General features: G+C 62.6%; 16 protein-coding genes. 10 read left to right on the plus strand and 6 right to left on the minus strand.

Annotated features, from left to right (window positions below; all coding sequences use genetic code 11):
- Positions 1 to 33: 33 nt before the first annotated feature.
- On the minus strand, positions 34 to 432 hold the full coding sequence (gene hisE / locus RSO67_RS14810) for a phosphoribosyl-ATP diphosphatase (RefSeq protein ID WP_068729301.1): 399 nt from the start codon (positions 430 to 432) through the stop codon (positions 34 to 36).
- 150 nt (positions 433 to 582) lie between these two features.
- Entirely contained in the window at positions 583 to 1014 is a 432-nt protein-coding gene (locus RSO67_RS14815; RefSeq protein WP_116660111.1) for a hypothetical protein, read from the minus strand.
- A 235-nt stretch (positions 1015 to 1249) separates the two neighbouring features.
- On the opposite strand from RSO67_RS14815, the gene RSO67_RS14820 reads away from it, so the two are divergent.
- The 6 genes from RSO67_RS14820 to RSO67_RS14845 all read left to right on the plus strand — a co-directional run bounded on the left by RSO67_RS14820 (position 1250) and on the right by RSO67_RS14845 (position 8963).
- On the plus strand, positions 1250 to 2323 hold the full coding sequence (locus RSO67_RS14820) for an ABC transporter substrate-binding protein (RefSeq protein WP_315844050.1): 1074 nt from the start codon (positions 1250 to 1252) through the stop codon (positions 2321 to 2323).
- 105 nt (positions 2324 to 2428) lie between these two features.
- Positions 2429 to 4225, plus strand: a complete 1797-nt coding sequence (locus RSO67_RS14825; protein ID WP_315844051.1) for a glucan ABC transporter ATP-binding protein/ permease — start codon at positions 2429 to 2431, stop codon at positions 4223 to 4225.
- A gap of 239 nt (positions 4226 to 4464) precedes the next feature.
- Positions 4465 to 5949: a D-alanyl-D-alanine carboxypeptidase family protein gene (locus RSO67_RS14830; protein ID WP_410001858.1), complete on the plus strand. Its 1485-nt coding sequence runs from the start codon at positions 4465 to 4467 to the stop codon at positions 5947 to 5949.
- Positions 5950 to 6084: 135 nt separating this feature from the next.
- Positions 6085 to 7773 carry a long-chain fatty acid--CoA ligase gene (locus RSO67_RS14835; protein ID WP_315844052.1) on the plus strand — a complete coding sequence of 563 codons (1689 nt, stop codon included), beginning with the start codon at positions 6085 to 6087 and terminating at the stop codon, positions 7771 to 7773.
- Between the two features lie 53 nt (positions 7774 to 7826).
- Entirely contained in the window at positions 7827 to 8372 is a 546-nt protein-coding gene (locus RSO67_RS14840; RefSeq protein ID WP_315844053.1) for a DUF924 family protein, read from the plus strand.
- Positions 8373 to 8477: 105 nt separating this feature from the next.
- Positions 8478 to 8963 (plus strand): peroxiredoxin, encoded by a 486-nt coding sequence (locus tag RSO67_RS14845; protein WP_089267673.1) that lies wholly within the window; start codon positions 8478 to 8480, stop codon positions 8961 to 8963.
- A 155-nt stretch (positions 8964 to 9118) separates the two neighbouring features.
- On the opposite strand, the gene rnhA is transcribed toward RSO67_RS14845, so the two are convergent.
- From rnhA to ispH, 3 genes are read right to left on the minus strand one after another with little or no spacing between them, the layout of a single operon-like run.
- Positions 9119 to 9568 (minus strand): ribonuclease HI, encoded by a 450-nt coding sequence (rnhA, locus tag RSO67_RS14850; RefSeq protein WP_089267674.1) that lies wholly within the window; start codon positions 9566 to 9568, stop codon positions 9119 to 9121.
- Positions 9565 to 10545, minus strand: a complete 981-nt coding sequence (locus tag RSO67_RS14855; RefSeq protein ID WP_315844054.1) for a homoserine kinase — start codon at positions 10543 to 10545, stop codon at positions 9565 to 9567. The genes rnhA and RSO67_RS14855 overlap by 4 nt, the downstream gene beginning before the upstream one ends.
- 5 nt (positions 10546 to 10550) lie before the next feature.
- A complete protein-coding gene (gene ispH / locus RSO67_RS14860; protein WP_315844055.1) occupies positions 10551 to 11516 on the minus strand; it encodes a 4-hydroxy-3-methylbut-2-enyl diphosphate reductase in 966 nt (321 codons plus the stop codon).
- 245 nt (positions 11517 to 11761) lie between these two features.
- On the opposite strand from ispH, the gene RSO67_RS14865 reads away from it, so the two are divergent.
- The 4 genes from RSO67_RS14865 to RSO67_RS14880 all read left to right on the plus strand — a co-directional run bounded on the left by RSO67_RS14865 (position 11762) and on the right by RSO67_RS14880 (position 13446).
- Positions 11762 to 12457, plus strand: coding sequence for a DUF1013 domain-containing protein (locus tag RSO67_RS14865; protein WP_315844056.1), 696 nt, complete (start codon positions 11762 to 11764; stop codon positions 12455 to 12457).
- Positions 12458 to 12626: 169 nt separating this feature from the next.
- Entirely contained in the window at positions 12627 to 12956 is a 330-nt protein-coding gene (locus tag RSO67_RS14870; RefSeq protein ID WP_089267679.1) for a potassium channel family protein, read from the plus strand.
- Between the two features lie 89 nt (positions 12957 to 13045).
- On the plus strand, positions 13046 to 13240 hold the full coding sequence (locus RSO67_RS14875; RefSeq protein WP_315844057.1) for a type II toxin-antitoxin system HicA family toxin: 195 nt from the start codon (positions 13046 to 13048) through the stop codon (positions 13238 to 13240).
- A complete protein-coding gene (locus tag RSO67_RS14880; protein WP_315844058.1) occupies positions 13240 to 13446 on the plus strand; it encodes a type II toxin-antitoxin system HicB family antitoxin in 207 nt (68 codons plus the stop codon). Before RSO67_RS14875 ends, RSO67_RS14880 begins: the two co-directional genes overlap by 1 nt.
- A 12-nt stretch (positions 13447 to 13458) precedes the next feature.
- Here RSO67_RS14880 and RSO67_RS14885 read toward each other — a convergent pair whose 3' ends face one another.
- Positions 13459 to 13677 carry an alkylphosphonate utilization protein gene (locus RSO67_RS14885; protein WP_011665834.1) on the minus strand — a complete coding sequence of 73 codons (219 nt, stop codon included), beginning with the start codon at positions 13675 to 13677 and terminating at the stop codon, positions 13459 to 13461.

Here is a 13677-nt window from a genome sequence, read left to right on the forward strand (position 1 = left end):
TATGGCCGGGCTGACACGCGCGAGACGAAAAGCTCAGCTCAACTTGCGGAGGCGACGACCTTCGAGCGCGACAATTGGCCGCCGTGCAGCGCTTTGCTCGATGGATTTGGGCCGTTTCGGCGGTTTCGGGAGTTTTTCGGCGATACCGAGCATGTCTTCACGCCGGCTCATCTCGGCCCAGACCTGCTCAGGACGCACACCCGCGGCCGCCCACAATACAGTCAAATTGTAGAGAAGATCGGCGCTTTCGCGGATCACGGCGTCCGGTTTGCGATTGACCGCATCGATGACGACCTCGATGGCTTCTTCGGCGAGCTTCTTCGCCATCTTTTCCGGTCCCTGCTGATAAAGCCGGGCCGTTCGCGAGACCGACGGATCGAGATCCTTGGCCGCGATCACCGCCTGATAAAGCCGGTCGAGCGAATCACTCATGCAACTACACTATCTCAAAGCTGTAGCCAGCGCGTTAACGGCTGGCATTCAAGTGTCTGCAACAACGTCAAAACGCCGGCCGCAAGCGCGACCGGCGTTTGATAGTTAAGTGACAGTTGCATGACGGAATAGGTTGTGACCGATCGCGAACTACCAGGTCATACGACGCGAGTTGTCGTAACCATGGCCACCGCCATAGCCGCGATACGGCACGCCACCGTAATAGGCAGGACCGCCATCATAATAGGCTGGGCCACCGCCGTAGTATCCGTAACCCGGGCCGTTATCGTAGTAATAGTCGCGACGGCTCTGCGTTGCAGCGATTGCGCCAATGGTACCGACGATGGCGCCAAAGGCCGCAAGGCCGGCAGCATTGCCGCCACCGCGATAGTGGCGACGGCGCGCGCTGCTGAAATCGGTCGCGTCGCTGGTGCCGTGCGTGGCCGCGGCCTGGCTTGTGCTCTTGGCGACAGGCGCCGCGATTGCTCCGGTCGGCGCAATTGCCGAGATGGTCATGGCCGCAACGGTCGCCACGATGGCGGCGCGGCCAGTCTTATTAAACAATCCATTTCGTACGAACATCTCAATGTCCTCCATGGTCGTCTGGCCCTGTGGGCCTCTGTATAGCCAACCACTTCGGCCACTATGGGTTCCCCAACCCCAACGGCAGCTGAACGATCGGTGTCCAAATCGGGGCAGTCATCTCCCGTTCAGCCTTTTACGGTTAGAAACGACGCGCAAGATGTCGCACCATGGCGCCATCAATCAGACATGCCCGGCGGGGTAACTGCCGGTCCGTCAGTCGTTAAGTATCTTGATGCCCAGAAACGCGACCAACATTTCCCGGCGGCATGTCCTCCTCTCGCTGAGTGCGCTGGGCTCCGTCGCTTTTTGCGCATCATCGGGACAGGCCGCCGCTGACGACAAGACGCCTGACGACAAAACACCGACCAATATCCAGTTTGCGCTCGATCGTGCAGTCGATGCGATTGCCGCACCCTTCGTGCTGGCCGATGCCCGCGGCCTGTACCGGGGCGAAAACCTGAATGTGACCACCACCGTAGCCGCGGGATCGAAGGAGGCCATCGCGCGGGTCGCCTCCGGTGCCAGTGACATGGCGCTGGCCGATCTCAACGCGTTGATCCGCTATCGCGGCGATTCCGATGCCGCAACGGTGAAAGCCGTCTTCGTGCTGCTCAATGTAGCACCCTATGCCATCGTCGCCCGCAAGAGCCGCGGCGTGATCTCGCTCGGTAGCCTTGAAGGAAAAGTGCTTGGGGTCGCTGACCGCGATCTCGCGATCCGGCTGTGGCCGGCGCTGGCCAAACGAAACAACATCAAGCTCGCTGCCGTGAAGCAGGAGAGGATCAGCGCCGCGGTGCGCGAACCGATGCTCTCGGCCGGTCAGGTCGATGCGGTCACCGGCTTCTCCTATCTTTCGGCGGTCAACCTGCGCGACCGCGGCGTCCCCGCCGATGACCTGGCAGTGTTTCGTTTCGCCGAGTTCGGCTCCGCCGCCTATGGCCTCGCGCTGATCGTCAATCCGAAATTCGCTGCCGCCAGACCCGAGGCCGTGAAAGCATTCATTCGTGCCGTCACCGCCGGGACGCAGTTGGCGATCCAGGACCCGGCCAAGGCGATCACCGACGTCATGACCCAGATGGAGAATGGTTCGCGCGAGCTCGAACTGACGCGGCTCCACATTGCCATTACCGACAATATCCTGACCGACGACGTCCGCCGCGACGGGCTGGGTGGCATCGACGCCGCCCGCTTTGAGGCGTCACTCAACGAGATCGCCGAAGATTTTACCTTCAAGAAGCGCCCCTCAGCCGCAGACATCTTCGATGACAGCTTCCTGCCGGGCTCGGTCGGCCGCAAGATGAACTGAAGAAGTTCAACTGAACAACTTTTCCCGAAGCTGTATTCGGCTGCCATCCCCGCCTAGACTACGCGCAATCGGTTATCCCGTTCGCGCTGCGCTGAGTGACCTCCCATGATCCGTCTTTACACCCGTGTGCTGGAGCTGCTCGGCAAGGAGAAGCGCCTCGGCTGGATCCTTGCGGGCGCCAACCTGCTGCTGGCCGGCGCGCAATTCGCCGAACCGGTGCTGTTCGGCCGGATCATCGACGTACTCTCCGGCAATCTCTCGACAGCCGCAATGCAGACGGACAGCGCATCGCCTTGGCCGCTGCTGGCGGCCTGGGTCGCGTTCGGCCTGTTCACCATCGTCTGCGGCGCGGTGGTGGCGCTTCATGCGGATCGCCTCGCACATCGCCAGCGCCAGGCAGTGCTGACCGATTACTTCGAACACATCATGCAATTGCCGCTGACCTTCCACACCGGTACGCATTCCGGCCGCTTGATGAAAGTGATGCTGGCCGGCACCGATGCCCTGTGGCGTGTCTGGCTCGGCTTCTTCCGCGAGCACTTCGCCTCCATCGTCTCACTGCTCGTCCTGTTGCCGCTGTCGATCTATCTGAACTGGCGGCTGGCGATCCTGCTCGTAATCCTCTGCGTCGTGTTCACGGTGCTGACCACCATGGTCGTGCGCAAGACCTCGGGCATGCAAAGCGACGTCGAGGAGCATTACGGCGACCTGTCCGCCCGCGCCTCCGATGCGCTCGGCAATGTCGCGCTGGTGCAGAGCTTCACGCGCATCGATGCCGAGGTGCAGGGCCTGCGCGGCGTCTCCAGCCAGTTGCTCGAAAAGCAGATGCCGGTGCTGTCGTGGTGGGCGCTGGTCTCGGTGATGACGCGCGCCTCCACCACCATCACCGTGCTGGCGATCTTCACCGTCGGCATCGCGCTGCATCAGCAGGGTCTCACCACCGTGGGCGAGATCGTGATGTTCGTCTCCTTTGCGACGATGCTGATCCAGAAGCTCGAACAGGTGGTCTCTTTCATCAACACGATCTTCATGGAAGCGCCGCGGCTGCGCGATTTCATGAACGTGCTCGATGCCGTGCCTGCCGTGCGCGACCGCATCGACGCCATGGATCCCGGCCGGCTGCAAGGCATGGTGGAATTCAACGACGTGTCGTTCTCCTATGACGGCAAGCGGCCGGCCATCGCGGATCTGTCCTTCACGGCCCTGCCCGGCCAGACCATCGCCCTCGTCGGCGCCACCGGCGCCGGCAAGTCCACCGCCATCGCACTGCTGCACCGGGCCTTCGATCCGCAATCCGGCATCATCTCGATCGACGGCATGGATATCCGTGCACTCACCCTGTCGGGCCTGCGCCGGAACATCGGCGTCGTATTCCAAGAGGCGCTGCTGTTCAATCGCTCCATCGCCGACAATCTGCGCGTCGGCAAACCGGACGCGACCGATGAAGAGCTGCGCATTGCCGCCGCGCGCGCCCAGGCGCTCGATTTTATCGAGCGCAGCGATAACGGTTTCAACACCAATGCCGGCGAACGTGGCCGCATGCTGTCCGGCGGCGAGCGGCAACGGCTGTCGATCGCCCGTGCACTGCTGAAGGACCCGCCGATCCTGATCCTCGACGAGGCCACCAGCGCGCTCGACGCCGTGACCGAGGCCAAGCTCAACGTCGCTCTCGATGAAGTGATGAAGGGCCGCACCACCTTCGTGATCGCGCACCGGCTGTCCACCATCCGCAACGCCACGCGCATTCTGGTATTCGAGAACGGCCGCGTGATCGAAGCGGGAACTTTTGACGAACTCGTGATGCAGGGCGGCTATTTCGCCAGTCTGGCCGCCGCCCAGTTCATGGTTCAGGAGGACGCACGCGCCAGCATGGCCCTACCGGACGCCGCCCAGCCGCTGTAATCCTTTGGAGAAGTGACGACTTGGGGAAGTGAAGGCTTTGGGAGAACGGCCGAAATTTGGCCCCTTTCATCACCGATTTAACCCGCTCGCCACTGTTCTGATGCTCCCGGCCGGTATAGGTTTGCTTCTGTCACCGCGTGACGCCAAACCGACCTGAGAGCCCCGAACCTCAAATCCAAGAATTGCTGCGCGCGGTGTCACGGCACTGCAGGCGGGCCGCAAAGGACCGGAATCGGATAGTGCAGTTTCACTTCGCATCGCGCCGCCTGCTATCACTTAACTGGTTCGTTCTCGCCGCGACACTTGCGTTCGGCGTGGCCGCGCCTCGCGCTGCGAGCGCTGAAGCGCTGCTTGTCGTCGAAGCCGATACCGGCAAGGTGCTGCAGGCCGAAAACGCGACCTATCCGTGGTACCCCGCCTCCGTCACCAAGCTGATGACGACCTATGTCACGCTGCAGGCGGTGAAGCAGGGACGCATCAGCCTCGATACGGTGGTCACGGTGTCGCCGATCGCCGCGGCACAGTCGCCATCGAAGATGGGATTCAACGCCGGCACGCAGGTCACCATCGACAACGCATTGAAGATGATGATGGTGAAGTCGGCCAACGACATGGCCGTCGTGCTCGCTGAAGGCGTTGGCGGTTCTGTCGACGGTTTCTCGGCAATGATGAATGCCACCGCGCAGAAGCTCGGCATGACGCAGACCAACTACGTCAACCCGAACGGCCTGCCGGCCGATGGTCAGGTCACCTCGGCGCGTGATCTTGCAATCCTCGCCCGCGCGATCATCCATGACCTGCCGGAATATGAATATTTCGTCCACATTCCCGCGATCAAATTCGGCCGCCGCATCACCCCGAACTTCAACAAGCTGATCGGCCGCTATCCCGGCGCCGACGGCATGAAGACCGGTTTCATCTGCGCCTCCGGCTACAATCTCGTCGCCACCGCCACCCGCGGCAACAAGCGGCTGATCGCCGTGGTGCTCGGTGCCTCGTCCGGCCAGGCCCGCGCCGTCAAGGCCGCGCAGCTGCTGGAGCGCGGCTTCAACAATGGCGCCGGCGGCCTCACCTGGCTGCGACCGGCGCTCGGCACCGTGGACGCGCTCGCGCCGATCGACGCCGCGCCTCCGAACCTCCGCGACGAAATGTGCGGACCGAAGCGCAAGCGCCCGGCCAGCGATGCCGATGACGAAGTCGTCGCCAGCAACGAAGCCGGCAGCCAGGCCATGTCGTTCTTCACCGCCGGCCTGCAGCCGCCGACGCTGCGCCCGGTCGACATGATCGCCGCAGCCGCCGCGCCGGTCGAACCGGTGATCGTCTATACCGGACCGAAGAAGGTGGGGGCCGACCTGATCGCCGCCAATGCGGTGGAAGAAGCCCGGCAGACGCCGAAGCCCAAAGGCAAGAAGGGCACCAAGACCGCTGCCAAGAAGCCTGACGCGGCAGCCGACACCAAGGACGCCAAAACCGCAGCATCGGCCGAGGCGAAACCAGCCGCCAAGCCTGCGGCCAAACCCGCCGCGTCCAAACAGGCAGCAGTCAAGCCCGATGCAGCCGCGCCAAAGCCGGCAGCGGCAGCCAAACCTGCAGCCGGCAAGCCTGCCACGGCAGCCACCACCGCTCCGGCCGCAACGCCGGCCAAGCCGAAGGCAGCGGCCAAACCCGCACCGAAGGCTACCACCGGCGAAGCCAAGCCGGCTGCGGCAGCTCCGCGCACTTAGACCTTCGTCGACAAGGCTCAACTATCATCGTTAACGCAGCCGGTTTCCGGCCGCGTCATGTTGCGCCGCGCCTTGCTATCAAGGGCAGCTTTGCTCAATACTTCGACGAAATAATCAAATCGAGGGGGAAGTGTCATGGAGCGTATCTGGCTCAAACAATATCCGGCAGGCGTGCCAGCCGACATCGACGTCAGCCTGTATCCGTCGCTGGTCGATCTGCTCGAAGAGAGCTTTGCCAAATTCCGCGATCGCAAAGCCTTCATCTGCATGGACAAGTCGATCACCTATCGTGAGCTCGACGAAATGTCCCTGGCGCTCGGCGCCTATCTGCAGAGCAAGGGCCTCGCCAAGGGTGCCCGCGTCGCGCTGATGATGCCGAACGTGCTGCAATATCCGATCGCCACCTCCGCGGTGCTGCGCGCCGGCTATGCCGTGGTCAACGTCAACCCGCTCTACACCCCGCGCGAGCTCGAACATCAGCTCAAGGATTCCGGTGCCGAAGCCATCATCGTGCTGGAGAACTTCGCCTCCACGGTGCAGCAGGTGATCGCCAAGACCAATGTGAAACACGTCATCCTTGGCAGCATGGGCGACATGCTCGGCTTCAAGGGGGTGATCGTCAATCTCGTGGTCCGCCGCGTAAAGAAGATGGTGCCGGCTTACGAATTGCCGGGCGCCGTCTGGTTCAACGATGCAGTCTCCGCCGGCCGCAGCATGAAGATGAAGAAGCCGGTGCTCGGACCCGACGACGTCGCGTTCCTGCAATACACCGGCGGCACCACCGGCGTTTCCAAGGGCGCGACGCTGCGCCATCGCAACATCCTGGCCAATGTGCTGCAGAACGATGCCTGGCTGCAGCCGGCGCTGCGCAAGCCGCCGCATGTGGACCAGCTCTTCATCGTCTGCGCGCTGCCGCTGTATCATATCTTCGCGCTGACGGCCTGCTTCCTGCTGGCCGTGCGCGCCGGCGGCGTCAACCTCCTGATCCCGAACCCGCGCGACATGCCGGGCTTCGTGAAGGAGCTGATGAAGTATCAGGTCAACAGCTTCCCGGCCGTCAACACGCTCTATAACGGCCTGCTGAATACGCCCGGTTTCGACCAGGTGGATTTCTCCAAGCTGAAGATTTCCAACGGCGGCGGCATGGCGGTACAGAAGGCGGTGGCCGAACGGTGGCTGAAGACGACCGGCTGCTTCGTCGCCGAAGGCTATGGCCTGTCGGAAACCTCGCCGACGCTGACCTGTAATCCGGCCGACGTCGATCAGTTCAACGGCTCGATCGGCGTGCCGGTGCCATCGACCTACATCTCGATCCGCGACGACGACGGCAACGAAGTCCCGCTCGGCGAGCCCGGCGAGATTTGCGCCAAAGGTCCGCAGATCATGTCGGGCTACTGGAACCGGCCGGACGAGACCGCCAAGGTGATGACCGCGGACGGCTTCTTCCGCACCGGCGACATCGGCATCATGAGCCCCGACGGCTTCACCAAGATCGTGGATCGCAAGAAGGACATGGTGCTGGTCTCGGGCTTCAACGTCTATCCGAACGAGGTCGAGGACGTCATCGCCAGCCATCCCGGCGTGCTGGAATGCGCCGTGATCGGCGTGCCCGATCCGAAGACCACCGAGGCGGTGAAGGCCTTCGTCGTCAAGAAGGACCCGAACGTCACCGCCGAGGACATCATCAAGTTCTGCGGCACCCAGCTCACCAATTACAAGGTGCCGAAACAGATCGAATTCCGCACCGCTCTGCCGAAGACCAATGTCGGCAAGATCCTGCGCCGCGAACTCCGCGACGAGAAGAAGCAGGCCTCAGCGGCCTGACACACTGCTATAGGGTGGGCCCGCTTTCGCATGGCCCCCCTATGGACTTCAGCATGACTGCAACGACTCCCGCCGACATCATCGCCTTCTGGACAGACGCCGGCTGGGAGCGCTGGTACGCCAAGAACGACGATTTCGATGCCGAGATCACCCGCCGCTTTCGCGCGCTTTGGGATGACGCCGTCGCCGGCAGCCTTGCATCCTGGGAAGCAAGTGACGACGGCACGCTCGCGCTGATCCTCGTGCTCGACCAGTTTCCCCGCAACATGTTCCGCAACGACGCGCGGGCCTTTTCCAGCGATCGCCTCGCTTGCGACCTCACGATCAGGGCCGTCGCACGCGGCGTCGATCAGCGCGTCGACCAGCAGATGCAGCAGTTCGTCTATATGCCGCTGATGCATTCGGAAGACCTCGCCGATCAGGAGCGCTGCTGCGCGCTGTTTCGCGCCACCGGCGAGACCGACAATCTGAAATATGCCGACGAGCACGCCGACATCATCCGGCGCTTCGGCCGTTTCCCCCACCGTAACCGGGTGCTGGGGCGCAGCACCACTGCGGAGGAGCAGGCGTTTCTGGATGCCGGCGGCTTCGGCGGGTGACGTCATCATGGCGCGCAGCAGGCCAAGTTTTGCGCAGCACATAATATTGCCCGCGTCATGCAGCCGGTCTAAACACACTCACCCGCATTTCAGGAGAGATCGACGATGACCATTCAAGTTGGCGACAAGCTGCCCGAGTCCAAGCTCCGTGTCATGACCTCCGAAGGTCCGGCCGTGAAGACCACCGACGACATCTTCAAGGGCAAGAAAGTGGCGCTGTTCGCGGTGCCCGGCGCCTATACCGGCACCTGCCACAAGATGCATCTGCCGAGCATCTTCCTCAACGCCTATGCCATCAAGGACAAGGGCGTCGACACCATCGCGATCATCTCCGTCAACGATGTGTTCGTGATGAACGCCTGGAAGAAAGACACCGACCTGCGCGACGAAGCGGTGTTCCTCGCCGACGGCAATGCCGACTTCACCAAGGCGATCGGCATGGAGCTCGACGCATCCGGCAACGGCCTCGGCATCCGCTCGCATCGCTATTCGATGCTGGTGGAAGACGGCAAGGTGACCAAGCTCAACCTCGAGCCGGCACCGGGCAAGGTCGAAGTCTCCGGCGGCGACACGCTGCTGGGTCAGCTCTGAGCTGAGATCTTCGATTAGAGAACCACGAACTTCGTCATGGCCGGGCTTGTCCCGGCCATCCACGTCATCGCCGCGGGCCAAGACGTGGATACCCGGCATTCGCCGGGCATGACGGCAGAGTTTGGTGTGCAGTCAGCGCAAAATGCCGTCCGCTTCTACCGCCCGCGATTCTCCGCCAGCCCGTCCCGCGAGAGTTGATCCGCGCGTTCGTTCTCGGCGTGGCCGGCATGACCCTTGACCCAGTGCCAGCGCACGTCATGGGTCTTCAGCGCAGCATCGAGCCGCTGCCACAGGTCGACATTCTTCACCGGCTTCTTGTCCGACGTCTTCCAGCCGTTTTTCTTCCAGCCGTGAATCCAGCTCATGATGCCGTTGCGCAGATACTGGCTGTCGGTGTGCAGATCCACCGAACACGGCTTCTTCAGCGCTTCCAGCGCCGAAATCGCCGCCATCAGCTCCATGCGATTATTGGTGGTGTGCGCCTCGCCGCCCTTGAGCTCCTTCTCGGCATCGCCGAAACGAAGGATCGCGCCCCAACCGCCGGGGCCGGGATTTCCGGAGCAGGCGCCGTCCGTATAGATCGTCACAGGCGTCGCAGTGGTCACGCGGGCTGCCTCGCCACTTCGACGCCGTAGTCGGCCATCGACGTCACCGACTGGTGGAAGCGCAGCTTGCGGACATACTCGACCGGATCCTTCGGCTTCACGAAGGCGCCTTCCGGCACATTGAGGAAATCCACCAGCCGCGTCAGCAGGAAGCGGATCGACGCACCGCGCGCCAGCAGCGGAAACGCCGCGCGCTCGGCACCGGTCAATGGACGCACCGCCTCATAGGCATTGAGGAAAGCGCGCGCCTTGGTGGCATTGAAGGACAGATCCGGCTCGAAGCACCATGCGTTCAGGCAGATCGCCACGTCGTAGGCCAGCATGTCATTGCAGGCGAACGGGAAGTCGATCAGGCCGGAGAGCTTGTCGCCGAGAAAGAACACGTTGTCCGGAAACAGATCCGCATGGATCACGCCTTCCGGCAGATCGGTTGGCCAATGCGCGGCAAGATAGTCGAGTTCGGTCTGCAGGAAAGCGCGCAGCCCGGGCTGAACCGTATCGGCGCGCGGTGCAGCGAGTGCGAGCAAACCGCGCCAGCCATCGACCGACAGATTGTTCTTGCGCACCAGCGGGAAATCGCGCCCGGCGACATGCATCCTCGCCAGCGCTTCGCCGACACCGGCGCAATGCATCGCATTGGGACGACGCGGCCACATGCCTTCGAGGAAGTTGATGATCGCCGCCGGCCGACCGGCGAGCGATGCATAGACCGCACCGTCGCGATTCTTCTGCGGCTGCGGGCAATTCACGCCGCGCACGCAGAGATGCGCCATCAGACCGAGGAAGTAAGGCAGGTCATCCGCCGCGACGCGCTTCTCATAGAGCGTGAGGATATACGCGCCCTTGGAGGTGTGCATCAGGAAGTTGGAATTCTCGACGCCTTCGGCGATGCCCTTGTAGGAGAGCAATTCGCCGACATCGTAGCTCTTCAGGAAGTCCGCGAGATCATCGGCGGCAACATCGGTATAGACCGCCATCGCGGTTACGCCGCGGCCTCGGGACGCAGCGAACGCGGCAGCGGGAAGAATTCGTTTTCTTCAGCGGCCGACACCGTCTCCACATGCAGCTCATAACGCTGCGCGAAGGCGTCCATGATTTCCTCGACGATCACTTCCGGCGCCGAGGCGCCCGCGGTGATGCCGAGGCTGGTGATGCCCTCGAACATGCTCCAGTCGAGATCGCTGGCGCGCTGCGCCAGCACCGAGACGCGACATCCCTCGCGCTCGGCCACTTCGCGCAGACGCTGCGAGTTCGACGAGTTCGGCGCGCCGACCACGATCAGCGCATCGACCACCGGCGCCACCTTCTTCACGGCAAGCTGGCGGTTGGTGGTGGCGTAGCAGATGTCTTCCTTGTGCGGCCCGTTGATCGTGGGGAAGCGGCTCTTCAGCACTTCGACGATCTCGGCGGTGTCGTCGATCGACAGCGTCGTCTGGGTCACGAAAGCGAGATTGTTCGGATCCTTCGGCTGGAAGGTCTGTGCGTCACCAGCCGTCTCGATGAGCTGCACAGCACCAGGCGGCAGCTGGCCGACGGTGCCGACCACTTCCGGGTGATGCGAATGCCCGATCAGCAGGATCTCACGGCCGCGCTTGAAGTGGATCGCCGCCTCGCGGTGCACCTTGGTCACCAGCGGGCAGGTCGCGTCCAGCGAGAAGAAATTGCGCTGACGGGCATCCTCGGGAACCGATTTCGGCACGCCATGGGCGGAAAATACTACCGGCGCGGATGTATTGTCCGGGATTTCGGCGAGTTCCTCGACGAAGATCGCGCCCTTGGTCCTGAGGCTGTCCACCACATACTTGTTATGGACGATCTCATGCCGGACATAGACGGGCGCGCCATGGATCGCGAGTGCGCGTTCGACCGTATCGATCGCCCGGACCACGCCGGCACAGAAGCCGCGCGGCGAACAAAGAACGATTTTCAGGGACGGTTTGCTCGTCATATCGGGGCGATCCAGGGGCCTGGGCACCAAAATGGCAGGTGCGATGGGTCAGATTGGCAAAATTCAGCCAAAGAGCTTGTCTGAATAAGGACTTGGGGCCGGTTTGCGGCGCTGTCAAGGCCGAACTGCCGGGCATTGCGCGGTTGCCCTCGGACAGATTATATAGAGCCTTAATTCCCGTCATCACCGATGACCAGACGGCTTCGCCTCCGAAAGAGGTGGGCGAAGCGCAAAGGAGATGTGCCATGAGCAATGCCCCGCTGATGCCAAAGGCGACGGCCGTGTGGCTGGTCGACAATACGGCGCTGACCTTCGATCAGGTCGCCGATTTCACCAAGATGCACCCGCTCGAGATCCGCGCCATTGCCGACGGCGACGCCGCCCAGGGCATCAAGGGCATGGACCCGATTTCCAACGGGCAATTGACCCGCGATGAGATCGAAAAGGGCGAGAAGGACAAGAATTACCGGCTCAAGCTCGAAGAGAGCAAGGTGATCCTGCCGCCGGCCGCCAAGAAGAAGGGCCCGCGTTACACCCCGGTGTCGCGCCGCCATGAGCGCCCGAGCGCGATCCTGTGGCTGGTCCGCAGCCATCCGGAGCTCAAGGACAGCCAGATCATGCGTCTGGTCGGCACCACCAAGACCACCATCGCCTCGATCCGCGACCGCACCCACTGGAATGCCTCGACCTTGACCCCGATGGATCCGGTGACCCTCGGCCTGTGCTCGCAGATCGAACTCGATTTCGAAGTGCAGCGCGCAGCCAAGGAAAAGCCGACCGATCAGGCTTACGGCGGCGCGACCCTGCTGCCGGCCTCGGAAACCACCCGCAAGGACGAGTTGGAGACCGCCGAGAGCGGCAGCGGCGACCTCAATGTCGATGCCGTGTTCGCCAAGCTGAAGGGCATCGGCGGCGGCAAGAAGCAGGACGACGACGAATAGGCGCCTGCGCTGCGCACAGATGCGCGGTGGCAAGGACAGAATTGAAAACGCGGCGGTTCATCCCGCCGCGTTTTTTGTTGGCGTGCGGCGTCCAACAATCTTCGCTTTCCAAACGTCATCGAATCCTGCGACATCCAACCTGCGCGGGGGCGCATGGGGCAACGCTGCGATGGCATCTCTCTGGCTTGGTCTGGTGCGCTTGCTGGCCGGCTTTCGCCGCGGCCTGCGGGATCCGGAATTTCGCGCGATCCTGTTTCTGCTGGCCATCGCCATGACCGGCGGCGCCGTGTTCTTTCACGCCGTGGAAGGATGGCCGTGGATCGACGCCGCCTATTTCAGCGCGATGGCGCTCACCACCGTCGGCGACGCCACGCTGTCGCCGACCACTGCCATCGCCAAGATCTTCACCATGCTGTTCTCGATCTGTGGCATCGGACTGATGCTCGCATTCCTGTCGCGACTCTCGACATTCCGCGAGCATGAGGAAGGGCGGGAGTAGAATGAAGAATGCGCGAACGTTCTCCACTAAGTATCTGGATGTGATAATCTGCCGTCCTACCGGGTTGTCGCAGGGGCAGGCTCGACACCATGAAGGTCCGGGACGCGATCAAACTGATCGAGGATGACGGCTGGTTTCTGGTCGCCATGCGCGGCAGCCACCGGCAATTCAAACATTCAACGAAGCCGGGGCGCGTCACGATCGCCGGCAAGCCTTCCGACGATCTTGCACCTGGCACATTTAGAAGTATCCTGAAGCAGGCGGCACTGACGGAGAAGCCTTAATGCGTTACGCCGTAGTCATCGAGAAGACCGACAACAACTATTCCGCATACGTGCCGGACCTGCCCGGCTGCGTCGCAACGGGGGATACAGTAAAGATCGTCGAAGCCGAGATCCGGGATGCTATCCGTTTCCACGTTGAAGGCCTCAAAGAAGACGGATTACCGGTGCCCGCGCCGACCAGCATCGCGGATTACATCGAGACTTGAAGCTCGTAGCCGTCACGCCTTCTTCAGAAATTCCGTGCGCAGCACCAGGCCCTTGACCTTGTCGGTGCGGCCTTCGATTTCGTCTTCGTTGTCGGTGAGATGGATGTTCTTGATCACGGTGCCGCGCTTGAGCACGGTGGACGAGCCTTTCAGCTTGAGGTCCTTGATCAGCGTGACGGTATCGCCTTCGGCGAGCAGTGCGCCGTTCGAATCCCTGACCTTGATGTCCAT

The organism is Tardiphaga sp. 709 (genome assembly GCF_032401055.1).
Classification (GTDB): domain Bacteria; phylum Pseudomonadota; class Alphaproteobacteria; order Rhizobiales; family Xanthobacteraceae; genus Tardiphaga.